Genomic DNA, 23,552 nt, shown 5'->3' with positions numbered 1-23,552 from the left:
CTCAAACACGCTCTAGCGGGTACGGCCCCGGGGCTTCAGGGGAGTGGTGGGGAGCTCCGGGGCGTGCAACGGGGGGCCGTCGAAGCCGGTGACCTCGCCGAAGCCTCGGCCGGCCTCCCAGCCGGTGCGGAACTCGACGATCTCGTCGTGGTTCCGGCCGACGAAGTTCCACCACATGACGATCTGCTCCTCGAACGGCTCGCCGCCGAGGAGCAGGACGCGACCGGTGCCGTCCAGTGGCAGGGCGGAGCGTCCGGTGCCGAGGTAGACCAGCGCGCCCGCCGGCACCGGCTCGCCGTCGACGACCGGGCCGTCCTCGAACGCCAGCACCGCGTACTCGAAGTCGGTCCGCAGCGTGAGCTCGCCGCCCCCGTCGATCAGGATTTCGGCCCCGACCAGCGGGGTATGGGTCGTGGCCGGTGACGTCGCGCCCTCCAGCGTCCCCATGAGGACGGTCGCGGTGAGCCCGTCGCGCGCCACCACCGGCAGGTCGTCGTGGTGCGCGAACGCGGGCGCGACCGCGCGCGCGGCCTCCGGGAGCGCGACCCACAGCTGAGCGCCGTGCAGGACCGTCGTCCGTCCGGCCGGCGACTCCTCGGAGTGCGAGATCCCGGCGCCCGCGGTCATCAGGTTGAGCTGACCCGGGTGGATCATCTGCTCCGAGCCGAGGCTGTCGCGGTGCAGCACCTCGCCGCGCAGCAGCCAGCTGACGGTCTGCAGACCGGTGTGCGGGTGCGGCGGGACGCGCATGACCGCGCTCTCCGGCCCGTAGTGGTCGACGAAGCACCAGGCGCCGACCATCCGCCGGTGCTTGTGCGGCAGCGTCCGGGTGACGCTCATGCCTCGGGGTCCGCCGAGGACGACGTCGCGGCCGATCAGCAGCTCGCGCACCGGCGCGGCGGTGGCGTCTCCGCTGCCGGTCGACTCGGCCGGGGCCGGATCCAGGTTGCTCACGCCGAGAGCCTACGTCGGCACCGCGTTCGGACTGATGCTGCGAGGTCGGCTCAAGCCAGCCAGGACTCGTCGTCGGTCGTGTGGGCCAGGGTGGCCTGGAGCAGGCGGCGGAGCGCGGCGACCGCGGCCGGGGAGACGCCGTCGAAGAACGCGGCCTCGGCGTCCTCGAGGGTCCCCGCGATCCGGGGCAGCCGGCGCACAGCCAGCGGGGTGAGGGCCAGCCGCCGGGTCCGGCCGGTCGCGCCCGGCGCGCGCACCAGGTAACCGGCCCGTTCGAGCGCGATGACCATCTCGTGCAGCGTCTGACGCGAGACGTCGAGCTGCCGGGCGAGCTCTGACGTGGTCAGCTCCGGCTCCGCGTCGAGCTGGCCGAGCAGCCCGTACTGCCGGGTCGTGAGCTCGTACGGCCGCAGGGCGGCGTCCGCATGACGAACGGCGAGAACCCCGGCGTGCGCGAGCAGGTACGCGAGCGGAAGGGCCATCGACCAAGTCTGTCAGGAACCCTGACGGTCACATGATTTTCCGGCCTACGCTTTCGGGGCTTCCGGCGCCGGAAAGCCTCCCAATTCCTTCCATATCGGAGGTCCCATGATTTCCGCACGGGGGCTGACCCGGCATTTCCGGCTGCGCCGGGGTGAGATCGTCGAGGCGGTGCGCGGCATCGATCTCGACGTGGCGCCGGGCGAGCTCGTCGCGTTCCTCGGCCCGAACGGCGCCGGGAAGTCGACCACGCTGCGCCTGCTCACCACACTGCTGACCCCGACCGCGGGAACCGCCGTCGTCGCCGGCTGCGACGTGCGCACCGACCCGGCCGGTGTCCGTCGCCGGATCGGCTACCTCGGACAGGGCTCCGGCGCCGGGGACTTCTTCCGCGTCGGCGACGAACTGGTCACCCAGGGCCGTCTCCACGGTCTGACCCGCGGTCAGGCCCGCCGCCGCGCCGTCGAACTGCTGTCCCTGCTCGATCTGGACGCACTGGCGCGACGCGTAGTCTCGACGCTCTCCGGCGGCCAGCGGCGGCGGCTCGACCTGGCCATCGGGCTGGTCCATCGTCCGCCGCTGTTGTTCCTGGACGAACCGTCGACCGGGCTGGACCCGCAGAACCGGGCGAACGTCGTCGAGATGATGCGGCGGCTGCGGACCGAGTTCGGGACGACGGTCTTCTTCTCGACCCACTACCTCGAGGAGGCCGACGCGCTGGCCGAGCGCGTCGTCGTGATCGACGACGGGGTGGTGATCGCCGACGACACCCCGGACCGGCTGAAAGCCGGGATCGACGCGGCCACGCTCGACGAGGTGTTCCTCTCGCTGACCGGACGGAGCCTGACGTGAACGCGGCCTGGGTGGTGTTCGTGCGGGAGGTGACGCCGACGGTGCGCAACCCGATCGGCTTGCTGTTCACGATGGCCCAGCCGCTGGTGTTCCTGCTGCTGTTCGGGCCGTTGCTGAGCACGGTGCCGGGCACGGGTTGGCAGTGGTTCGTGCCCGGGATCCTGGTGATGACCGGGTTGTTCGCGACCGCCGGGGCCGGGTGGGCGGTGCAGACGGAGCTGGCCGGCGGGTCGATGGAGCGGGTACTGGTGACGCCGGTGAGCCGGTCGGCGATCCTGGCCGGGAAGACGCTGAAGGAGGTGTTCTCGCTGGCCGCGCAGGCGGTGGTGATCGTGCTGGCGGCTCTGCCGCTGGGGTTCCGGCTGTATCCGCTCAACGTGCTGGCCGGGCTGGTGCTGCTGGCGGTGTTCGGAGTGGGGCTCGGGTCGTTGACGATCGCGCTCGCGATCGTGACGAGGCGGCAGCAGGGCGCGTTCTGGGGGCTGCATCAGTTCCTGTTGTTCCCGCTGGTGCTGCTGTCGGGAGTGCTGTTGCCGGTGGAGACGGGGCCGGGATGGCTGGCGGCGGTGAGCCGGGCGAATCCGCTGACGTATCTCGTGGAAGCGGAGCGCTCGTTGTTCGCGGGCGAGTTCTGGGTGGCGTCGGTGTTCTGGGCCGCGGTGGGAGCGGTGGCCACCGCCGGGGTCGGGCTGGCCGTGGGCACCCGGGCGCTGCGCTCGGCGACGATCTGACCGGCGGAATGAATCGCATTGTCATCGTCGGCTTTGCCACATATAGCGAACTCCGCATATGTTGGATGACATGCACGATCACGACCATGACCACGCGGGTGGGCATTCGCATGCGATCGGGGCCGACGCCGATCGGCGGTGGCTGATCGGGGCGTTGAGCCTGATCCTGGCGTTCATGGCCGGCGAGGTCGTCGTCGGGCTCATCGCCCGGTCGCTGGCCCTGCTCTCGGACGCCGCCCACATGCTCACCGACGCGGCCGCGATCGTGCTCGCCCTGATCGCCATGCGGCTGGCCGCCCGGCCGGCCAAGGGCAATTTCACCTACGGGCTGCGCCGGGTCGAGATCCTCTCGGCGCAGCTCAACGGCGTCACGCTGTGGGCGCTGGCGATCGTGTTCGTGGTCGAGGCGATCGACCGGTTCCGCAACCCGCCCGACGTGTCCGGCGGGCTCGTGCTGGCCACCGCCGTCGTCGGGATCGGGGTGAACGCGCTCGCCACCTGGTGCGTCTCCCGCGCCGACCGCCGCTCGCTGAACGTCGAGGGAGCGTTCCAGCACCTGCTCACCGACCTGTTCGCGTTCGTCGCGACCGCGGTGGCCGGCGCGATCGTGCTGTTCACCGGCTGGGCCAGGGCCGACGCGGTGGCGACGCTGCTGGTCGCGCTGTCGATGGCGTGGGCCGGCTGGGGGCTGCTGCGCGACTCCTGGCGGGTGTTCCTGGAGGCCGCGCCCCGGGGCCTCGACGTGGCCGCGATCGACGGCGACCTGCACGCGGTGGACGGCGTCGTCGACGTGCACGACCTGCACGTCTGGGAGGTCACGTCCGGGTTCCCGAACCTCTCGGCGCACCTCCTGCTGGCCAGCGACCAGGACTGCCATGCCCGGCGCGAACAGATCGCGGCCCTGCTGGCCGAGCGGTACGGGATCCAGCACACGACCCTGCAGGTCGACCACGCCCAGGCGTCGCTGATCGACCCGGCCGAACTGCGCGGCCCCCGGACGCAGACCCCGCACTGAAGCCCCTGCGGAGCGGATCTTCGATAGCCCTCAAGCCGGTCGATCTCGTGCCGACGTTTCGAGTGGTCTCTCTCCACTCCGGCGAGACCAGCCGGTCGAACGTGGTTTCGAAGGAGCAACGGTGACGCAGCCCGCGAGTCTGATCGACGCGACGGCGAGTACCGCGGTCAAGGCCGCGTCTCTGGCGCTGCTCGTCCAGGAACGCCTCGTCCTGATCGTGAACGCGAAAACCGGCGCGCTGGTGTCGGTGAACCAGCGCGCGGTCGACCTGGCCGACCGGCCGATCGAGGCGCTGATCGGGCAGCGACTGGACCAGGTGTGGTCCATCCCGAGCATGGAAGTCGAGAAGATCCTCAGCACGGGCCGCCGCGGCGAGTTCGTCGAAGAGGTCATCCCGATCACCGGCGGCGACGGCAAGCAGCGGTGGCTCCGCCTGAACTGCGGCCCCGTCCTTAATGACGAGTCCGGTCCGACCCTGCCGAGCGCGCCGTCGACGTCGCCTGCGGCGCCCGCCGCCCCGGCGTCCGCCGTGAAGGAACCGGCCGACGGCGGGAAAGCCGAACCCCAGAAGACGACGGCGGCGGCCGCCAAATCGACCCCGGCCAAGGCCGCCGCCACCGCGACCGCGGCGAAAGCCGCCAACGGCAAAGACCCGGACCAGGTCCTCGTCACCGCCTACGACATCACGAAGGACCGCGAGCAGGTCGCCGAGCTCCGCGGACGCTACGCGGCGATCGACCGCTCGCAGGCCGTGATCGAGTTCGACCTCAACGGCAACATCCTCGGCGCCAACGACAACTTCCTGAACCTCACCGGGTACGCGCTCTCCGAGGTCGTCGGCCAGCCGCACCGGATGTTCGTGCAGCCGGCCTACGCCGAGACCGAGGAGTACCGGAAGTTCTGGGAGAAGCTCAAGGCCGGCGAGGTCCAGTCGGGCGAGTACAAGCGGATCGGCAAGGGCGGCAAGGAAGTCTGGATCCGGGCCACCTACAACCCGATCTTCGATCTCGACGGCAAGCCGTACAAGATCGTCAAGTACGCGATGGACGTCACCGACACCAAGCTGGTGAACGCCGAGTACGAGGGCAAGGTCAACGCGATCAGCCGGGCCCAGGCGGTCATCGAGTTCGACCTCGGCGGCAACATCCTCACCGCCAACGAGAACTTCCTGAAGACCGTGAACTACACGCTGGACGAGATCGTCGGCCAGCACCACCGGATGTTCGTCGACGAGGAGCAGGCTCGCGGCAGCCAGTACCGGGTCTTCTGGCAGCGGCTCGCGAACGGCGAGTTCGAGGCCGGCGAGTACAAGCGGTACGGCAAGAACGGCAAGGAAGTCTGGCTCCGCGCGTCGTACAACCCGATCTTCGACCTCGAGGGTCGGCCGGTGAAGGTCGTCAAGTACGCGATCGACGTCACCGCCGAGAAGATGAAGAACGCCGAGTTCGAGGGCAAGGTCAACGCGATCGACCGGTCGCAGGCCGTCATCGAGTTCGACCTCGAGGGCAAGATCCTCGACGCGAACAAGCTGTTCCTGGAGACCACAGGCTACTCGCGCGACGAGATCGTCGGCCAGCACCACCGGATGTTCGTCGACCCGAACTTCGCGAACACCGACTCCTACCGGTCGTTCTGGAAGAAGCTGGGCCAGGGCGAGTACGAGTCGGGCGAGTACAAGCGGTACGGCAAGGGCGGCCGGGAGATCTGGCTGCAGGCGTCGTACAACCCGATCTTCGACCTCGACGGCCGACCGATGAAGATCGTCAAGTACGCCACCGACATCACCCAGCAGAAGCTCAAGAACGCGGAGTTCGAGGGCAAGGTCAAGGCGATCGAGCGGGCTCAGGCGGCGATCGAGTTCGACCTCGAGGGCCGCATCCTCAACGCGAACCAGAACTTCCTCGACACGCTGGGCTACAACCGCGACGAGATCATCGGCCGGCACCACCGGATGTTCGTCGACCCGCAGGAAGCCGCCAGCGAGGCCTACACGAACTTCTGGGAGCGGCTCGGCCGCGGTGAGTACGAGTCGGGCGAGTACAAGCGGATCGGCAAGGACGGCCGCGAGGTCTGGATCCAGGCGACCTACAACCCGATCTACGACCTCGACGGCAAGCCGGTGAAGGTCGTGAAGTACGCCAGCGACATCACCCAGGCCAAGCTCCGCAACGCCGAGTTCGAGGGCAAGGTCAAGGCGATCGACCGGGCCCAGGCGGTGATCGAGTTCGACCTCGAGGGCAACGTGCTCGAGGCCAACGACAACTTCCTGCGGACGATCGGCTACTCGCAGCGCGAGATCAAGGGCCAGCACCACAGCATGTTCTGCGCCCCGGACTACATCACGAGCGCCGAGTACCGCGACTTCTGGCTCCGGCTGCGCAAGGGCGAGTTCATCGCCGGCCGCTTCCACCGCGTCGGCAAGTACAACCGCGACGTCTACATCCAGGCGACGTACAACCCGATCTTCAACCTGGCCGGCGAGCCGGTGAAGGTGGTCAAGTACGCGGCCGACATCACCGAGCAGGTGAAGCTCGAGCAGCTGCTGACGAACAAGACCAGGGAGATGAGCGAGACCGTCGGCGAACTCGCGCTGAGCATCGACGAGATCGTGGTCAGCGCGCAGACGGCCAGCGGCATGGCCGGCTCCACCCAGACCAACGCCGAGACCGGGTTCGACGAACTGCGCAAGTCGATCGAGGCCATCGACCTGATCGAGAAGTCGTCGGAGGAGATCGCGTCGATCGTCAACGTGATCGGCGAGATCGCCAGCCAGACCAACCTGCTCGCGTTCAACGCGTCGATCGAGGCCGCGCGGGCCGGCGAGCACGGCGTCGGCTTCTCGGTCGTCGCCGGTGAGGTGCGGAAGCTGGCCGAGCGCTCGTCGGAGGCGGCCCGGGAGATCAGCAAGCTGATCGCCGAGTCGGCGAACCGGGTGAGCCAGGGCTCGTCGGTCTCGCGGAAGGCCCAGGAGGCGTTCAGCGAGATCCTCAAGAGCGTCCGGCAGACCAGCGACTCGATCTCCCGCATCGCCGAGTCGACGCAGGAGCAGCAGGCCGCGTCGCACAAGGTCAGCGAGATCATCGCCGCGCTCACCGTGGCCAGCGAGGGTGAGAGCAAGGAGGTCACCCGGTGACGCTGCTGGCCGAGCGCCCGGTCGACGTTCCGCAGCTCACCGACGCCGCCGTCCGGGGCGTCACGCTGCCCGGGCTGAGCGCCGACACGACCGTCTACGGCATGTTCACGATCGGGCCGGCGCTGGTCGCGCTGCCGCTCTCGGAACTGCGCGAGGTCATTCCCTGCCCGTCGGAGTTCAGCCAGTTCCCGGCCCAGGCGCCGGGGCTGGTCGGCGCGGTCAACCTGCGGCACCTCGTCATCCCGGTGCTGGATCTGCGCCCCCTGATCGGGATCGAGGACGGCGGCGGCAACGACGTCATCGTCATCGTGGCCCGGGACGGGCAGATGTTCGGCCTGCTCGCCGACGAGATCCGGGGCGTGACCCGGATTCCGCTCGACGGGCTGATGGACATGACCGTCGGCGGCACCGGCGTCTCGCTGTTCCGGCAGACATTCGAGCAGCCCGAGGACGGCAGCGTCGTCTCGGTGCTCGACACGGGGGCGATCTTCGCGCTGCCCGGCGTGCCGGTCGTCCGGGACACCGGCCAGCGGAACCAGAGCGCGCTGGCCGCCGCCGCGGCCGGCGGGCAGGACTCCACCGACGTCGGGTTCATCAAGGCCGGTGACACGAACCGGCGGGTCGTCATGCTGTTGCGGTGCGCCGCGATCGGGCTGGCGATCGACGTCAACCACGTCCACTCGGTCATCCCGAAGCTCGTCATCCGCTCGTCGCCGCTGGTGGGGGAGGCCTGCCTGGGCGTCGTCGCGCTGGGCGGGAAGAACGTGCCGGTCGTCGACTCGCTGCAGATCCTCGGGCTGGGCGTCCTGCCGAAGCACGACACCGAGCGCGGGATCGTGCTCAACATGCCCCGCGGCCTGGTCGTGCTGAGCGTCTCGGACGTCACGAACATCGAGTCGGTGCCGGCCGCCGACGTGCTGCCGCTGCCGATGACCGGGATGGCGAACAACCCGTTCCTGCAGGGTGCGCTGCTGATCCCGGGCAAAGGTCAGAACCTCGTCCTCGACGGTGAGCTGCTCCGGGCCGACCAGCATCTCGACAACCTCGCCAACATGGGCATGCCCATGGAGGGCTCGGCCGAGAGCCAGGCCGAGGAGGAGATGCGCAGCCGCCGTCGCAGCCAGCAGCACGTCAAGACCGACGACGCCCCGGAGGGCCGGCGGGTGGTGCCGGTCGTCAAGAAGCTGCTGACGTACAACGCCGGCGTGGACGTGGCCAGCCCGCTCGTCCAGATCTCGGAGATCCTGCCGTACCCGACCGACTACATCCCGCTCGACGGGCTCGACCCCACGATGCAGGGCGTGTTCACGCACCGGCGGGCCACCGTGCCGCTGATCTGCCTGAGCACGCTGCTCGGGCGGTACGAGGAAGTCGACAAGGCGACCGCGCGGGTGCTGCTGGTCGACGCGTCCGGCGGCGGGTACGTCGGGTTCATCGTTCCGGCGTTGAACGCGATCGAGGAGTCGATCTGGGAAGAGGTCGAGGACGAGTCGCGGGGGATGGGTGCGGATCCGCTCAGTCGTCGGCTGATCAAGGTCGGCACCCCGGAGGCCGGCCGGATGCTCCCGGAGATCGACCTTCAGCGTCTAGCTGCTGCCTGACCCGGGCATCGGGCGGCGGGCGCCTTCGATCCCCACGTCGTCGAGCATCTTCGTCGACCAGGTGATCGCCGAGAGGTAGGCCTCGGTCGGGGCGACCGGGCCGGTCAGCGCGGCCAGCTCGCCGACCGCGCCTTCCTCGTAGTGGCGCACCGCGGTCAGGATCTCGCCCAGGTCGCCGGCCCCGTCGGTCAGCGCCGACCGCACCTCGTCGGCCAGCGGCAGTTCCTCGGCCAGCGCTTCGACCGGACGTCCGACCAGCTCGGCGATGCCCGAGAGCAGCCCGACCGTGAACGCGACCGACCCCGGCAGGTGCTGGAACTCCGCGGTGGTCTGGCACAGCCGGGCTCGGGTCATCGTCGAGGCGAGCTGGTCCTCGGTGGCGTCGGAGAGGTCGGTCAGCAGCATCAGCGTGACCCACTGCCGGACCTTGTCGAGCCCGAGGAACACCGCCGCCTCGTGCACCGACGACACCCGCACGGTCAGCCCGGACGCGGCCGAGTTCGTGGCCCGTAGCAGCCGGTAGGCCAGCGTCGGATCGAGCGCGACGCGGTCGACGACCTCGTCGTAGTTGACCTCTTCGGCGGAGAGCGCGGCCAGCAGCTGCAGCCGGCTGACCCGGGCGGGCGAGAGCCCGCTGGTCGACAGCACGTGCGGGCGGCCGAGGATGTTGCCCCGGAACAGGTCGAACCCGAGCAGGAACGCCACCTGGAGCTGTTCCTCGGTCTCCAGCCGCTCGGCGATCATCCGCAGGTGCGGGAAGTCCCGGCAGCGCTGCAGCGTCTCGTCGACCAGGCGCGGATCGGCCCCACGCATGTCGACCATCGCGTAGCTGGCGATGTCGAGCAGGCGCTCGTGCCCGCTGCCCCACACGAACGCGCTCAGCGCGATCGTGAAACCCCGCTCGACCAGCGCGGTCGCGCCCTTCACGACCTCGTCGTCGATCTCCAGGGTCGGGACGATCTCCAGGGCCGCGTGGCCGGAGTCGAACGGGATCGGCAGCTCGCCGACCAGGAACTCCCTGGTCACGTTGATGAAGCAGGCCTTGCTCCCGACCAGCTGCTCCAGGCCGAAGTCGGTGAACGCGGAGATGATCACCCGGCTGGTCGCGTACGGTCCCCGGCTGGAGGCCCGCGGCGCGTCCGCCGCGTCGCGGAACGACAACTCGTACGCGACGACGTCACCGGTCTGGTCGTAGATCCCCTGCCGGCCCACGTGGACGAGCGGTGCCGACACATCGGTCGGCGGACGGACGAGCATGGGTTCAGGCTAGTACAAAAACCCTATTACGGACGTTATTGAGCGGCACGATTCGCCGCCAGTACCGAGAGCAGCTCGTAGGCGACGTGAGCGGCGGCGATCCCGGTGATCTCGGCGTGGTCGTAGGGCGGCGAGACCTCGACCAGGTCAGCCCCCACCAGGTCGAGCCCGACCAGCCCACGCAGCACGTGGAGCAGTTCCCGGCTGGTCAGGCCACCGGCCTCGGGGGTGCCGGTGCCCGGGGCGTGGGCCGGGTCGAGCACGTCGATGTCGACGCTCACGTAGACGGGGCCGTCGCCGAGCCGGCGGCGGGCGCGTCCCACGAGCTCGGCGACGGGCGTGGTCTCGAAGTCGTCGGACCGGATCACCTGGAACCCGAGGACGCCGTCGTCGGTGAGGTCCTCGGCGGTGTACAGCGGCCCGCGGATGCCCACGTGCAGGCACCGCCCGGGGTCGAGCAGCCCCTCCTCGGACGCCCGGCGGAACGGGGTGCCGTGGGTGGTGGGCTCGCCGAAGTACGTGTCCCAGGTGTCGAGGTGGGCGTCGAAGTGCACGACGCCGATCGGGCCGTGGGATGCATGGGCGGCCCGGAGCAGGGGGAGCGCGATCGTGTGGTCGCCGCCGAGCGTGAGGAGGGTCGTGTTCTGTTCCGCGAACGCCCGGGCCGCGGCCTCGATCGTGGCCACCGCCTCGGAGATGTCGAACGGGTTCACGGCCAGGTCGCCGGCGTCGACGACCTGCTGGGCGGCGAACGGGGCGACGTCGAGGGCCGGGTTATAGGGGCGCAGGAGCTTGCTCGCGGCCCGGATGTGGGAGGGCCCGAATCGGGCGCCGGGCCGGTAACTCACGCCGGAGTCGAACGGGACGCCCAGCACCGCGACGTCGGCGCGCTCGACCTGATCGGCCCGGGGAAGCTGAGCGAACGTCGGCGGCCCGGCGTACCGAGGAATCCGAGTGTTGTCGACGGGACCTATCGGCATGCCCTTACCGTTTCACGTTCAGACGGAGTAGCCGAACAGGAAGGTTCGGACGCCCGCGGCTACGGCGACGTCGGTCTCGGCCGCCGTGAGGTGCCCGGCCTGGTGCAGGCCGCGCGGATTCGCCTCGGCCGTCGTCAGCGTGACGAAGTGCAGCGTGGCCCGCTCCAGGTCGGGCACCACGATCAACCCGCGCTCGGCCAGCCCGGCGAGCCGCTCGGCGACGGCACTCTCCACCCGCAGTGGCCCGGCCTTCTGCCAGGTCCGGAGCATCGCCGCCGGGAAATGCGTCGACTCGGCGTTGATCTGGCGCACCATCGCGAAGTGGTCCCGGTAGTCGATCGCCTGCCGCACCAGCGCGTGCGCGATCGTTTCCAACTCCGCGGCCACGTCGCCGGCCGACTCCGCCACCGGCGCTGACCGGATCCGCTCGACGGTCCCGTCCGCGACCTCGGTGGCGCTCGTCTCGAGCACGAACGCGAACAGCGACTCCTTACTGCTGAAGTGCTTGTAGAGCGTCCGGGTCGAGACCCCGGCCTCGATCGCGATCGCGTCGATGCTCGCCCGCGCGTACCCGTCCCGGCCGAAGATCCGTCGCGCCGCCCGGACGGTCGCGTCCCGTTTCTCCGTCATGGAAAAAGCCTAGACGCCCGGCGCGTCGGTAAAGTAAAACGATTACTGTACCCCTCGCGACCTTGGAGGCTTCCGTGCGCAGTGACATCCCTCCCGAAACCTGGCGGCTGGCCGGGATCATCGCGTCCGGCGCGTTCCTCAGCGGCCTGGACGCTTCGATCGTCAACGTCGGGTTGGACACGATCACCACCCAGCTCGGCACCAGCCTCAGCACCGCCCAGTGGGTGGCCAACGGCTACCTGATCGCGATGGCGTCGTCGCTCCCGCTGTGCGGCTGGACGAGTCGCCGGATCGGCGCCGGCCGGCTCTGGCTGGCCTGCCTGGCCGCGTTCACGCTGGTCTCGGTGGCCTGCGCGTTCGCGCCGACGATCGGCTGGCTGATCGCGCTCCGCGTCGTCCAGGGGCTGTCCGCGGGCATGCTGATCCCGGCTGGACAGACGGCCCTCGGCCAGGCGGTCGGCCCCAGCCGGCTCGGCCGGGTGATGGCGACGCTCGGGGTCGCGGTCACGCTGGCGCCCGCGCTCGGGCCGGTCGTCGGCGGCCTGGTGATCCACGTCGGATCGTGGCCCTGGCTGTTCCTGCTGAACGTCCCGGTGGGGGCGGCCGCGCTGGCACTGGGGCTGCGGTTCGTCCCGCGCGGGGAGGCCGGCGACCCGGGCCGGCTGGACCGGCTCGGGCTCGCGCTGCTCAGCGTCGGCCTGCCGGTGCTGGTGTGGGGGTTCACCCGGTGGGGGGAGGAGGGCGCGTTCGGGCGGCTGGACGTCGCCGGGCCGCTGGCGATCGGGGTGGCCGCGCTGGCGGCCTACGGTGTGCACGGCCGGTACTCCGCGAGCCCGCTGCTCGACCTGCGTCTGTTCCGCAACCGGGCCTACCGCGCGGCCACGCTGACCGCGATGTTCTCCGGCGCCGCCCTGTTCGGGGCCGGGTTGCTGTTCGCGCTCTACTTCCAGATCGGCCGGGGCGCGGACCCGCTCGCCTCCGGTTTGTTGCTGATCGGCGCGAGCGTCGGCACCGTCGTCGCGCTCCCGTTCACCGGCCGGCTGGTCGACCGCTACGGCGGTGGTCCGCTGGCCCTGCTGGGCGGTCTGGTGACCGTCGTGACGACGGTCCCGTTCGCACTGCTCGATCTGGACGCCGGAGAGTGGATCGTTCAGGTGCTGCTGTTCGCCCGCGGAGCCGGCCTGGCGGCCGCGGTGATGCCGGTCATGACGTCGGCCTACAAGGCGGTCACCGCGTCACAGCTGCCGGATGCGGCCACCCAGGTCAACATCCTGAGCCGGGTCGGCGGCGCGCTGGGCGGGGCGATCTTCGCGGTCGTGCTCGCGTCCGCGCTCGGGCGGGGGCCCGAGCCCGCGTTCCACACCGCGTTCTGGTGGCTGGTCGGGGCCTCCGCGCTCGGCACCGCGTCCGCCGCCTGGCTGACGCTGGCCGAGCGCGCGCCGGACCCGGCGCCGCTTCAGTACGCGTCGCGGGGGTAGCGCCGGCCGCCGGCCTGCGGGTCCTGGGCGGGAATCCACCGTCGCCGGGATCATCGCCGAGCAGCACGACGGCGGACGGTTGGCGTCAGTCGTCGTAGGTGATGATCTCGCCGGTCTCGTAGCGGACGCCGTGTGCGTCGAGCCACGCGACGAACGCTCTGATCGTCGCACTCTCGCGCATCGGGCTGGCCGGGTCGACGGTCGATGCAGCGACCGCGGCTTCCAGGGCGCTCGCCGGGTCGTCGCCGAGCCGGCGAACCTGGTCCGCGGGAACGGAGTAGAAGTTCTCCCACGTGTTGCAGTCGTCAGCGACGAAGAGCATCACTGATCGCCCGCCCTTGAGGTCGTGCAGGACGAGTTCGCCGGTGCTCCGCAGCTGCAGGGAGATGATCTGGTCACTCCGAACGCTGGGATCGGCCGGCACCAGCCGTCGCGTGACGGTCACGGTGCCACGGGGAAGGTGACCGCTGATCTGAGGGCGTGACACGCCGGCGACTGTACCCCCATGCCCGGGCGCCCTTGACGGGTTGCTCCCTACAAGCGTCTACTCCAGACGGTCAGGCCTCGGAGGAGAACAGGGTGCGAACGATGTGGCGACGGGCTTTCTCTTTCCTCTTACCGATCGTCGCGCTTCTCGCGGTCGCGTCGACCCCGGCGGCCGCGGCTGACGGTGTTCCGGTCACCGTTCACGTCACCTGCCGGTCGAACGACAACCATTACACCGCGAGCGACATCACCTACGACTCCACGACGCACGTCGTCAGCAAGGTCACGTGGAACACGAACGCAGCGTTCCGCGCGGACCGCATCACCTGGGCGGGCTGGGGAACCGACGGCTGGGTAGTGGTGGCCCAGAGGGGTGGCGACTCCGACACTCACGACGACGTCGATCCGTCGGGGACCATCACCACGGGCATCGACCAGACGACAGGCCTGTCGTTCTTCCGAATCTCGGTGTGGGACGCGAACTGGGGCGACTGCCACAGCGGCAGCTGAAGAGCGTCCGCCACCCAGACGCGGCGGACGAGGCTCGGCGGCGCGGCCGGCTAGCCGCGGACGTGGATGACCGCGTACTCGCCGGTCGTGCGCCACGCCTTCCCGGTGCCGTCCAGCCTCCGGACCGTCTCCTCGGTCAACCCCACCGCGACGTCGCACTTCAGCGTGCGTAGCGCGGCCAGCGGGCCCGGGAAGTGGGCGGTCAGCTCCTCGAACGGCGCCGTCGCGTGCCAGTGTCGGTCGCCGACCAGCCGCCGGTAGTTCAGGTCGCCCTTGGAGATCGTGAGCGACGCCCCGGCGAACTGCTCCCGCAGCCCGCTGGGCATCGCGTCGTAGGTCAGCGGCCCGCAGAAGAACTCGTGGGCCTCGAGCCCGAGCCGGCCGGTGCGCAGGAACCCGAAGAGCCGCCCCCCGACCTCGCCGGCACGGCCCCCGGCGTCCCGGAGCCGGGCGACCGCGGCCCAGACGTCCGCAGGCGTCGCGTCCGAAACGTAGTACGGGAACGGTTTCACGTGGAGCACCACCGCGGTCGCCAGACCGGCGGAGAGCAGGTGCTCGATCAGCACGAGGTCCGGCAGGACCTCCCGCCCGGCATTGTCGGCGAGCACGTGCACCTCGCCCGGCGGACGGTCGTGCAGCAACCCCCGGAGCGCGTCGCTGTCGTCGGCGATCAACCCACCGGTGGCCTCGGACGCCGTGGGGCCGGCCTGAAAGCTGAGGTCGGCCCGATTGCCCCACAGCGCGGAGCCGACCAGCGCGCTCCACTGCTCGTCGGCCGGCAACGCGGCCACGTCGTCGAGCGCGGCCAGCTCCTCCGAAACCGAGGAACCCGCCAGCTCGGCCGCCTTGATCGGCCCGAACGGGTCCAGCCCACGCCACAGCCCGGGCACGAAGTACCCGACGGCATCCAGCACCCGCCGGTAGAAGTAGCTCTCGGCCCACAGGAACGGCGTCTCGCCCCACGGCAGGCCCCGGTACTCCGGACGCCACCAGGGCCAGTGCTCGTGACGCAACGACTCGACGTCCAGCGCGCTCACGACCCCGGACGTGGACTCGGCCAACAGCGCGTCGAGAGCGTCGTGATGGGCGGCCGGGCGGGGCAACGCACCAGCGATCCGCTCGATCAGAACCGGATGGCGATCGTGGAACACGCTCCACGGAAACGACGCCGGGTCGCTGCTGTCGATCTCAGGAGCCAGTAGCTCGGTCACAACCACAGATCCTAGAAACAGCCCGCCCCGGAACGCGCGATCGCTGCCCCGGGGCGGGCAGCCAGGGTTACTTCTCCACGCGGTGCACCAGCGCCCACGCGCTCGGCAGCACCACCGCGGCCAGCACGATCTTCAACGCGTCACCGATCACGAACGGCGTGAAACCGAGCGCGAGCGCCCGCCCCAGCCCCACGTCCAGCGACGCCATCAGCCACGGCACACCGATCGCGTACACCGCGAGGTTGCCCGCGATCATCAGCGGCACGGCCCGCAGCGGCGTGCGGTCGGCACCGCGCCTGGCCAGCGCGCCGACGACGGCCGCGGCCAGCACGTATCCGACGATGTAGCCGAACGACGGCATCGACCAGCCGTGCATCTGCGACGAGAACCACGGCACACCGGCCATACCGGCGAGCAGGTACACGAGCATGCCGAGCACACCGCGAGCCGGCCCGAGGGCGGCGACCGAGAGCAGGACCGCGAACGTCCCGCCGGTCACCGGGACCGGGGTGAACGACAGCGGGATCGAGATCTGCGCGAAGAGCCCGACGAACGCCGCGGAACCCACGACGAGGACGGCATCCCGGACCAGGCCTCCAGGGATCGCGTCGGCGAGAACACGACGAGGGGAAGCAACACTGACGGTAGTCATGGTCCTCCTGTCTTCAACAACAGTCAGACCGTAAGTACACCGACATCCGGGCTACCAGGGAATTTCGCGACGAAGCTCACGCCCCTCGACTTGGAGGAAACCTCCAATCTCGTCCGCGGTGAGCGGCTTGGAGAACAGGTAGCCCTGTCCCTTCCGATAGCCCAGAGCGGCCAGCTCGGCGGCCTGCGCCTCGGTCTCGACGCCCTCGGCCACCGTGCTGAACCGCAGCGTCTGGCTGAGCCGGACGACCGCCTCGGCGATCGCCGCGTACTGCGGGGTGCCGTTCAACCGGCTGACGAACGAGCGGTCGAGCTTCAGGATGTCGACCGGCATCTGGGTGAGGTACTGCAGCGACGAGTAACCGGTGCCGAAGTCGTCGATCGCGATCCGGATCCCGGCCGCGCTCAGCCGGCCGAGCGCCGGGATCGCCAGCTCCGGGTCGACGAGCGCGCTCTCGGTCACCTCGATCACCAGGTTCTCCGCGTCCAGCCCGGCCGCGGTCATCGTCTGCAGGACGACGTCGGTGATGCCGGGTTGGTCGAGGTCGCGGGCCGAGAGGTTGACCGAGAGCGAGAGCCGCTGGTCCTCGGGCACCCACTGCTGCCAGAGCGCGACCTGACGGCAGGCCGTGTCGAGGACCCAGCGCCCGAGCTCGTGGATGACGCCGGTCCGCTCGGCGACCGGGACGAACTCGGCCGGCGACATCGGGCCGCGGGTCGGGTGCGTCCAGCGCACCAGCGCCTCGAACCCCCACAGCGACCGGTCCTCGAGCAGGACGATCGGCTGGTAGACGACCGACAGGCCGCGGCCGGTCGTCAGCGCCACCCGGAGGTCCCGTTCGAGCGCGGCCGCGTTCGACGCCGCGATGTCCGCCTCCGACGGCTCCTCGACGTACTCGCCGCCCGGCCGGTGGCAGACCCAGCGGTGGCGCCCTTGACGTTTGGCCTGGTACATGGCGTGGTCGGCCAGCCGGAGCAGCTCGACGCCGTGCAGGGTCTCCTCGGACGCCAGCGCGATCCCGATGCTCGCGCCGATGCGTACCTCGGCCGACGGCAGGCGCAGCGGCGCCCGCAGCAGCCCGAGCACCCGCTCGGCGACCGCGATCGCCCCCTGCTCGTCGGCGATCCCGCTCAGCAGGACGACGAACTCGTCGCCGCCGAGCCGGGCGACCGTGTCGACGCCGAGCACGTTCCGCTCGAGCAGCCGGGCCACGGACACCAGCAGCGCGTCCCCGACCTCGTGGCCGTAGGTGTCGTTGACCGGCTTGAACCCGTCCAGATCGATGAGGAGGACGGCGACCGCGGGCACCGGCTCGCCGGCGGCGGCCGCCTTGGACGCGGCCCGCAGCAGCAGCGCCTCGTCCAACGCCCGGTTCAGCTCGGCCCGGTTCGCCAGCCCGGTCAACGAGTCGTGGGACGCGTCGAACGCCAGCAGGTCGTGGTACGCGCGCCGCTCGTGGACGTCCCGGTAGTGCAGGACGATGCCCGCGATCTCCGAGTCGTCGAGCAGGTCGTGGGCGGTGGCCTCGTGCCACCGCTGGGTGCCGTCGGCGTACCAGAGCCGCAGCTCGGCGCGGTGGTCGCCGACCGGGAGGCGGACCACCTCGTCCAGGAACGCGGCGAAGGCCGCCCGGTCGGCCGGGTCGACGATCGCGTCGGCCGGCCCGCCGAGGATGTCCGCCGGACGGTGCCCGAGCTGCTGTTCGACCGCCTCGGAGACGTACGTGACCAGCCGGGCCGAGTCGATGACGCTGATGACGTCGCTGGTGTTCTGGACGATCGCGCGGAACCAGCTCTCGCTGCGCCGGGCCGCCGCCCGGGACGCGACCATCTCGGCCTCGGCGTGCTCCAGGTGTTCGAGCACCTCTCCGTAGCTGCGCAGCACGAGGACGTTGACCAGCAGCATCAGCCCGCACAGCACGAACGAGTTGGGCCGGCCGAAGTAGTCGGTGACCAGCCCGGACGCGAGCGCGCCGAGCCCCAGCCCGGCGACCAGGAACGCGTAGACGACCGCGATCCGCCAGACGCCCGCGCCGCTCCAGCGCATGTGCAGCGCGGCCGCGACGACCACTCCGATCATCATCACCGGGCCCCAGCCGGTGACGAACGCCGCCGGGGTGAAGCAGACGACCAGGTGGAGGAACATCCGGAGCGGGATCCGGCGGGTCAGGTCGCCCCCGGAGAGCAGGAGTTGCACGCTGGTGGTGCTCATCAGCAGCACCGGGGCGGTGACCGCCAGCAGCACCGGCGTCGAGTGGCCGCCGTACCAGCCGAGCGCGTTGACGACGCTGATCAGGACGGCCAGCCCGGCGGGCTCGATCAGCTCGCGCAGAGCGTGACGGACGGTCGGCATCCGGCCCGCCTCCCTCTGTGCACGACGTCGTCGGGCGCTCGGTCGAACGCCGAGGAATCAATCGGCAACCGGGAGCCAAAACTGTGGGATCGGCCAGTGTGACCTGCGCTTTCACGTCGGGGTTTGGAGGGAACGCCAGTAGCAGGCGGGTTTGACACGGGAAAAGGTGTGCTCGTGGACCTCAACACGATCGAACAGGTGACGCCGGCCGCCGAGGCCGGCGCGTGGCGCCCCGGCGACGGCTGGCTGGCCGGCGGGACCTACCTGTTCTCGGAGCCGCAGCCGCACCTGCGCCGGCTCCGCGACCTGACGGCGTTCGGCTGGCCGGCGCTGACGTCGGGTCCGGACGGCCTGGAGATCGCCGCGACCTGCACGATCGCCGAGCTGAGTCGGTTTGCCGGGCCGGTCCTGTTCCAGCAGTGCTGCGACGCGTTCCTGGCCAGCTTCAAGGTGCAGAACGTGGCCACGGTCGGCGGCAACATCTGCGCCGCGCTGCCGGCCGGTCCGATGACGTCGCTGACCGCCGCGTTGGACGGCTGGTGCACGCTCGAGGCTCCGGACGGGGGTCGTCGGCGGGTCGCCGTGACCGATTTCGTGACCGGCGACGGCACCACTGACCTGCGCGACGGCGAATTCCTGCGGTCGGTCTTCCTCCCGTCGGCCGCGCTGAGCGGCCGGACCGCGTTCCGGCAGGGCTCCCTGCACCCGCTCGGGCGCTCGGCCGCGCTCGTCGTCGGCCGGATCGATTCAGAAGCCTTGATCCTGACGATCACCGCGTCCACGACCCGCCCGGTCCAGCTGCGCTTCGCGCACCTGCCCAGCGCCGACGAGGTCCGCGCCGCGATCCCGGACGACCTCTGGCTGGACGACGTCCACGGGCGGCCGGCCTGGCGTCGCCACCTGACGCACCTGTTCGCCGAGCAGATCGTGGACGAGCTCCGATGATCGTCGACGGACGGCAGTACGACGAGACCCCCCGCCCGGGCCAGTGCCTGCGCACCCACCTGCGCGACCTCGGCCACTTCGGCGTCAAGAAGGGCTGTGACGCGGGGGACTGCGGTGCGTGCACGGTCCACGTCGACGGGGTGCCGGTGCACAGCTGCATCTATCCGGCCGCCCGGGCCCGGAACGTCACGACGATCGAGGGCCTGGACCACCCGGTGCAGCAGCAGTTCCTCGACGCTCAGGGCTTCCAGTGCGGCTTCTGCACCGCGGGCTTCCTGATGACGAGCGCGGCCCTGACCGACGCCCAGCGCGAGGATCTCCCACGGGCCTTCAAGGGCAACCTCTGCCGATGCACCGGCTACCGGGCGATCGAGGACGCGGTCCGTGGGGTCTCGCACGTCGAGGAGGCCACGGTGGGTGGCAACGCCCCCGCTCCGGCCGGTCCGGCGATCGTCACCGGCACCGCCCGGTACACGTTCGACGTCGACGTCCCCGGCCTGCTGCACCTGAAGGTGCTGCGCTCCCCGCACGCCCACGCGCGGATCCTGCGGATCGACGCGTCCGACGCTTCCGAGGTCCCCGGGGTGCACGCGGTCCTCACCCATGCGGACGCTCCGGCGAAGCGGTTCTCGACCGGGCGCCACGAGCGGGTCCAGGACGATCCGAGCGACACCAGGGTGCTGGACGACGTCGTCCGGTTCGTCGGGCAGCGGGTCGCCGCCGTGGTGGCGGAGTCGGAAGCGGCGGCCGAGGAGGCGTGCCGCCGGATCGTCGTCGAGTACGAGGTGCTGCCGTCGGTGTTCGACCCGTCGGCGGCGATGGCGCCCGGGGCGCCGGTCCTGCACCCCGACAAGGGCACCGGCGACGGGATCGCCCGCGCCGAGGCCAACGTCGCCGGTGAGGTCCACGGCGAGATCGGCGACGTCGCGTCCGGGCTGGCCGAGGCCGACGAGGTGTACACGGCGACGTTCCGCACCCAGCGCGTCCAGCACGCGAGCCTGGAGACGCACGGCTCGCTGGCCTGGCTCGACGACGACGGGCGGCTGATCGTCCGCACCAGCAGCCAGGTGCCGTTCCTCACCCGGCGGGCGCTGTGCGCGCTGTTCGACCTGCCGCTGTCGCGGGTCCGGGTGCTCACCGGCCGGGTCGGCGGCGGCTTCGGAGGGAAGCAGGAGACGCTGGCCGAGGACCTGGTCGCGCTGGCCGTCCTGACGACCGGCCGGCCGGTCAAGTACGAGTACACCCGGACGGAACAGTTCGAGGCCGCGACGACCCGGCACCCGTTCACGATCGACGTCCGCCTCGGGGCCCGGCGCGACGGCACGCTCACCGCGATCGACCTGCGCGTGGTCTCGAACACCGGCGCCTACGGCAACCACGGGCCGGGCGTCCTGTTCCACGCCTGCGGCGAGTCGATGGCCGTCTACCGGTGCGCGAACAAGAAGGTCGAGGGCTACGCGGTCTACACGAACACGGTGCCGGCCGGTGCGTTCCGGGGCTACGGGCTGGGGCAGGTGCTGTTCGCGGTCGAGTCGGCGATCGACGAGCTGGCCCGGAGGATCGGTGTGGACCCCCTGGAGATGCGGGCGAAGAACGTCATCCGGGCCGGTGAGCCGCTGGTGACTCCGGCGGGCCACGAGGCTGATCTGACTGTGGCTAGTTACGGCCTCGATCAGTGCCTGTCGATTTTGCGTGCCTCTTCGACTGACAGGCCGGACATGCCGGGCTGGATCATCGGCGAAGGCGCGGCGATCGCGATGATCGCCACCACCCCGCCCAACGGCCACTACGCCGACGCCAAGCTCACGCTGGCCGGGGATGGTGGGTACGACCTGGCCGTCGGGACCGCGGAGTTCGGCAACGGCAGCACGACGGTGTTCCAGCAGCTCGTTGCCGAGACCCTGAGCACCCGCCCGGGGAACGTCCGCATCCGGCAGTCCGACACCGATCTCGTCGGCCACGACACCGGAGCCTTCGGCTCCACCGGAACGGTCGTCGCCGGCAACGCCGTGCTCGCGGCCGCGCAGGCGCTGCGCGGTCGTCTGCTGACCGCCGCCGCGGCCCGGGCCGAGGTGCCGGTCGAGTCCTGCCGCCTGGAGGCGGACGTCGTCGTGGCCGGTGGCCTGAGGATCGCCCTCAGGGATCTGGCCGCATCCGTGGGCGGCTTGTCGGCGGACGGTCACTTCGGCGGCACACCGCGCTCGGTAGCGTTCAACGCGCACTGGTTCCGGGTCGCGGTCGATCCGTCCACGGGCGAGATTCGGATCCTGAACAGCGTCCACGCGGCCGACGCGGGCCGGGTGATGAACCCGATGCAGTGCCGGGGCCAGATAGAGGGCGGAATAGCCCAAGCACTGGGCGCGACGCTCACCGAGAAGGTGCGCCTGGGCCCGGACGGGGGAGTGGAGAACCCGACGTTCCGGACGTACCACCTACCGACGTTCGCGGATGTGCCCCGAACGGAGGTGCATTTCGTCGAGAACGTGCACGACCCGATCGGGCCGTTGGGGGCCAAGTCGATGAGCGAGAGCCCGTTCAACCCGGTGGCCCCGGCGCTGGCGAATGCGGTGCGAGACGCGACGGGAGTGCGGTTCACCGAGCTGCCGCTGGCCCGGGACGTGGTCTGGGAAGAATTGACCCGAGCGAGGGGCGAGGCGCCGTGAGTGTTGGCAGCCGAACGTTCCCGGCGTAGCCGGGCCGATCGAGTGCGGGGGTGTCTAGGACGGGACAAGATAATTTCTGGAGGCTGGACATCATGAGCGGTTGCTACGACAACTCGTATGATTACGACTGCCGGCCGCGCCGCCACCACAAGAACGACTGCTGGGACTACAGCTACTGCAACTGAACAACCCAGCTGCCGGCCCGGAACGCGACACCGCGCTCCGGGCCGCTCCACGTCTGGACCGAGGAGAACCAGCGAACCAGCGATCCGCGGCAGATGAGTAGGTCGTCGCGCAGTAGACCCTCAAACGCTCGAGTCCGCTGAGGGATATCGCTGGGTCCCGCATATTCGGCTCAGATTAGATCCTGGCCTACCGCGAAGTGAAGCCTAACGCATTGTTGATTGCAGCAACCGTACTGCGGCGGGGAAGTGGGTAACGCTTGCGCCCTAGCTTTATGTCGAGTAGTGTCGCGCTCGCTGGCGACCTGAGCCCACGCGCGCACCCTTGCACACCGCGGGGCGGCGACTCGGGCCGCAGCCACAGTCCCCACGAGGGCGGGTGTGACGATACAGCGGACCACAATGTCCGAAGCTGGGCAAGACAACCGGTTCCTTAGGTTATCTGGTCTTGTTTGGTTTGGTTATCGTCTCTCCTGCCCGTTTGCTGGGGATGCTCCTTGAATTGACGTTTCCCCGGCGTCAGTTGGGGAGCGTTTGTCGTGTCTAAGGTGCTGGAACATCTTGCCGACCGGCTCAATCCGTCGGTCTTGGCGGCGGCGGAGTCGGTTGGCCATGCAGCGGTCGACTATCTGCCCTATGCCGGGGGCCTGCTTCTTGGTGCCCTTCTACTCGGTTATCTGAGGCGGAGGAGGGACCTTCCGTCCATCCCGCCGATCAGCGCTGAGTCTTCTCAACGCGGTCCTGATGCGCAGAGGGGCAAGCTTGAGGAACCGGGCGCCGGGCGGTCAAAGGTTCAGTTTGTAGCCGGCTCTCCACCTGGATTGGTGCCGCGTCCGAGGGCCTTTGTCTCCTATGTTCGCGAGAACTCGGAGGAGGTAGATCGTATCGTCCGCTTTCTCCGGAGCGAGGGTGTCGAGGTATGGCTGGACCGAAGCCATATTAAGGTCGGCGAACGCTGGAAAGACGCGGTGCGAGATGCTATACAGGACGGCGACTTCTTCATCGCGTGCTTCTCGCCCGCTTATATGGCGCGAGGAAGGACCTATATGAATGTGGAGCTCGATATCGCAATAGAGGAACTGCGCCAGCGCCCGCGCGACAAATATTGGTTCTTGCCAGTCACCCTGGGGCCGTGCACGATCCCGCAAATTCCTGTTTCGGGAAATGAGACATTGGCTGATTTTCAGGGTCTTGATCTTAGCGACCAATCGAGCATCCGGCTGCAGACGCTTGCAGACGTGATTCTCGCTAGGGAGCCGTAGCCAAGGCGAAAAACTGCAGGCGGCTATTTCTGCTCTCTCCTAGCGGGAATGTCCTCCATCGGCACGGCGCGCCATTGCTTTGGACAGCACAATCGCTCATCGGCAGAAGAGCGCATCTGTGCGCATCGGCCATGCGAACCGTCAGCATCTGCATTCTCTCGGGCTTCGCCAACCACCA

At 70.0% G+C, this 23,552-nt stretch carries 18 protein-coding genes and 1 pseudogene; 10 read left to right on the top strand and 9 right to left on the bottom strand.

Annotated elements, in window-relative coordinates; translation table 11 throughout:
• Positions 1–12: 12 nt before the first annotated feature.
• Both FL583_RS32675 and FL583_RS32670 read right to left on the bottom strand, forming a co-directional pair.
• A complete protein-coding gene (locus FL583_RS32675) occupies positions 13–954 on the bottom strand; it encodes a pirin family protein (protein ID WP_142708740.1) in 942 nt (313 codons plus the stop codon).
• 50 nt (positions 955–1,004) lie between these two features.
• Entirely contained in the window at positions 1,005–1,436 is a 432-nt protein-coding gene (locus tag FL583_RS32670; protein WP_142708739.1) for a MarR family winged helix-turn-helix transcriptional regulator, read from the bottom strand.
• A 106-nt stretch (positions 1,437–1,542) separates the two neighbouring features.
• Here FL583_RS32670 and FL583_RS32665 point away from each other — a divergent pair.
• From FL583_RS32665 to FL583_RS32645, 5 genes and pseudogenes are all read left to right on the top strand, one after another.
• Positions 1,543–2,229 (top strand): annotated as a pseudogene (locus tag FL583_RS32665) (ABC transporter ATP-binding protein); the annotation flags it as partial.
• 53 nt (positions 2,230–2,282) lie between these two features.
• On the top strand, positions 2,283–3,017 hold the full coding sequence (locus FL583_RS32660) for an ABC transporter permease (protein WP_205752676.1): 735 nt from the start codon (positions 2,283–2,285) through the stop codon (positions 3,015–3,017).
• Positions 3,018–3,087: 70 nt separating this feature from the next.
• Positions 3,088–4,032, top strand: coding sequence for a cation diffusion facilitator family transporter (locus FL583_RS32655; protein WP_205752675.1), 945 nt, complete (start codon positions 3,088–3,090; stop codon positions 4,030–4,032).
• A 121-nt stretch (positions 4,033–4,153) separates the two neighbouring features.
• Complete coding sequence (locus FL583_RS32650; protein WP_142708736.1) at positions 4,154–7,165, top strand: PAS domain S-box protein; 3,012 nt, start codon at positions 4,154–4,156, stop codon at positions 7,163–7,165.
• Positions 7,162–8,766, top strand: coding sequence for a chemotaxis protein CheW (locus tag FL583_RS32645; RefSeq protein WP_142708735.1), 1,605 nt, complete (start codon positions 7,162–7,164; stop codon positions 8,764–8,766). Before FL583_RS32650 ends, FL583_RS32645 begins: the two co-directional genes overlap by 4 nt.
• On the opposite strand, the gene FL583_RS32640 is transcribed toward FL583_RS32645, so the two are convergent.
• From FL583_RS32640 to FL583_RS32630, 3 genes are read right to left on the bottom strand one after another with little or no spacing between them, the layout of a single operon-like run.
• On the bottom strand, positions 8,752–10,023 hold the full coding sequence (locus FL583_RS32640; protein WP_142708734.1) for an EAL and HDOD domain-containing protein: 1,272 nt from the start codon (positions 10,021–10,023) through the stop codon (positions 8,752–8,754). The genes FL583_RS32645 and FL583_RS32640 overlap by 15 nt on opposite strands.
• 35 nt (positions 10,024–10,058) lie before the next feature.
• Positions 10,059–11,003: an agmatinase gene (gene speB, locus FL583_RS32635; RefSeq protein WP_142708733.1), complete on the bottom strand. Its 945-nt coding sequence runs from the start codon at positions 11,001–11,003 to the stop codon at positions 10,059–10,061.
• A gap of 18 nt (positions 11,004–11,021) precedes the next feature.
• On the bottom strand, positions 11,022–11,633 hold the full coding sequence (locus FL583_RS32630) for a TetR/AcrR family transcriptional regulator (RefSeq protein ID WP_142708732.1): 612 nt from the start codon (positions 11,631–11,633) through the stop codon (positions 11,022–11,024).
• Positions 11,634–11,707: 74 nt separating this feature from the next.
• On the opposite strand from FL583_RS32630, the gene FL583_RS32625 reads away from it, so the two are divergent.
• Positions 11,708–13,111, top strand: a complete 1,404-nt coding sequence (locus tag FL583_RS32625; protein WP_170323985.1) for a DHA2 family efflux MFS transporter permease subunit — start codon at positions 11,708–11,710, stop codon at positions 13,109–13,111.
• An 85-nt stretch (positions 13,112–13,196) separates the two neighbouring features.
• Here the strand turns inward: FL583_RS32625 and FL583_RS32620 are convergent, their stop codons facing one another.
• The gene (locus FL583_RS32620) at positions 13,197–13,598 is read right to left on the bottom strand and encodes a hypothetical protein (RefSeq protein WP_142708731.1); all 402 of its coding nucleotides are present in this window, start codon (positions 13,596–13,598) and stop codon (positions 13,197–13,199) included.
• 101 nt (positions 13,599–13,699) lie between these two features.
• Here FL583_RS32620 and FL583_RS32615 point away from each other — a divergent pair, with 101 nt between their 5' ends.
• The gene (locus FL583_RS32615) at positions 13,700–14,107 is read left to right on the top strand and encodes a hypothetical protein (RefSeq protein ID WP_142708730.1); all 408 of its coding nucleotides are present in this window, start codon (positions 13,700–13,702) and stop codon (positions 14,105–14,107) included.
• Between the two features lie 50 nt (positions 14,108–14,157).
• Here the strand turns inward: FL583_RS32615 and FL583_RS32610 are convergent, their stop codons facing one another.
• From FL583_RS32610 to FL583_RS32600, 3 genes are all read right to left on the bottom strand, one after another.
• On the bottom strand, positions 14,158–15,318 hold the full coding sequence (locus tag FL583_RS32610) for a damage-control phosphatase ARMT1 family protein (protein WP_170323984.1): 1,161 nt from the start codon (positions 15,316–15,318) through the stop codon (positions 14,158–14,160).
• Between the two features lie 67 nt (positions 15,319–15,385).
• Positions 15,386–15,970 carry a biotin transporter BioY gene (locus FL583_RS32605; RefSeq protein WP_142708729.1) on the bottom strand — a complete coding sequence of 195 codons (585 nt, stop codon included), beginning with the start codon at positions 15,968–15,970 and terminating at the stop codon, positions 15,386–15,388.
• 51 nt (positions 15,971–16,021) lie between these two features.
• Positions 16,022–18,322 carry a putative bifunctional diguanylate cyclase/phosphodiesterase gene (locus FL583_RS32600; RefSeq protein WP_142708728.1) on the bottom strand — a complete coding sequence of 767 codons (2,301 nt, stop codon included), beginning with the start codon at positions 18,320–18,322 and terminating at the stop codon, positions 16,022–16,024.
• A 174-nt stretch (positions 18,323–18,496) separates the two neighbouring features.
• Here FL583_RS32600 and FL583_RS32595 point away from each other — a divergent pair, with 174 nt between their 5' ends.
• The 3 genes from FL583_RS32595 (at position 18,497) to FL583_RS32585 (ending at position 23,374) form a co-directional block, all read left to right on the top strand.
• Entirely contained in the window at positions 18,497–19,267 is a 771-nt protein-coding gene (locus tag FL583_RS32595; protein WP_142708727.1) for an FAD binding domain-containing protein, read from the top strand.
• Complete coding sequence (locus FL583_RS32590) at positions 19,264–21,930, top strand: molybdopterin-dependent oxidoreductase (protein ID WP_142708726.1); 2,667 nt, start codon at positions 19,264–19,266, stop codon at positions 21,928–21,930. Before FL583_RS32595 ends, FL583_RS32590 begins: the two co-directional genes overlap by 4 nt.
• Positions 21,931–22,651: 721 nt before the next feature.
• Positions 22,652–23,374 (top strand): toll/interleukin-1 receptor domain-containing protein, encoded by a 723-nt coding sequence (locus FL583_RS32585; RefSeq protein WP_142708725.1) that lies wholly within the window; start codon positions 22,652–22,654, stop codon positions 23,372–23,374.
• The last annotated feature ends 178 nt before the right edge of the window (positions 23,375–23,552 follow it).

The organism is Cryptosporangium phraense, assembly GCF_006912135.1.
GTDB classification, from domain to species: Bacteria; Actinomycetota; Actinomycetes; order Mycobacteriales; family Cryptosporangiaceae; genus Cryptosporangium; species Cryptosporangium phraense.
The sequence above is the reverse complement of the archived record's forward strand: the minus strand, read 5'-3'. Positions and strand labels throughout refer to the sequence as shown.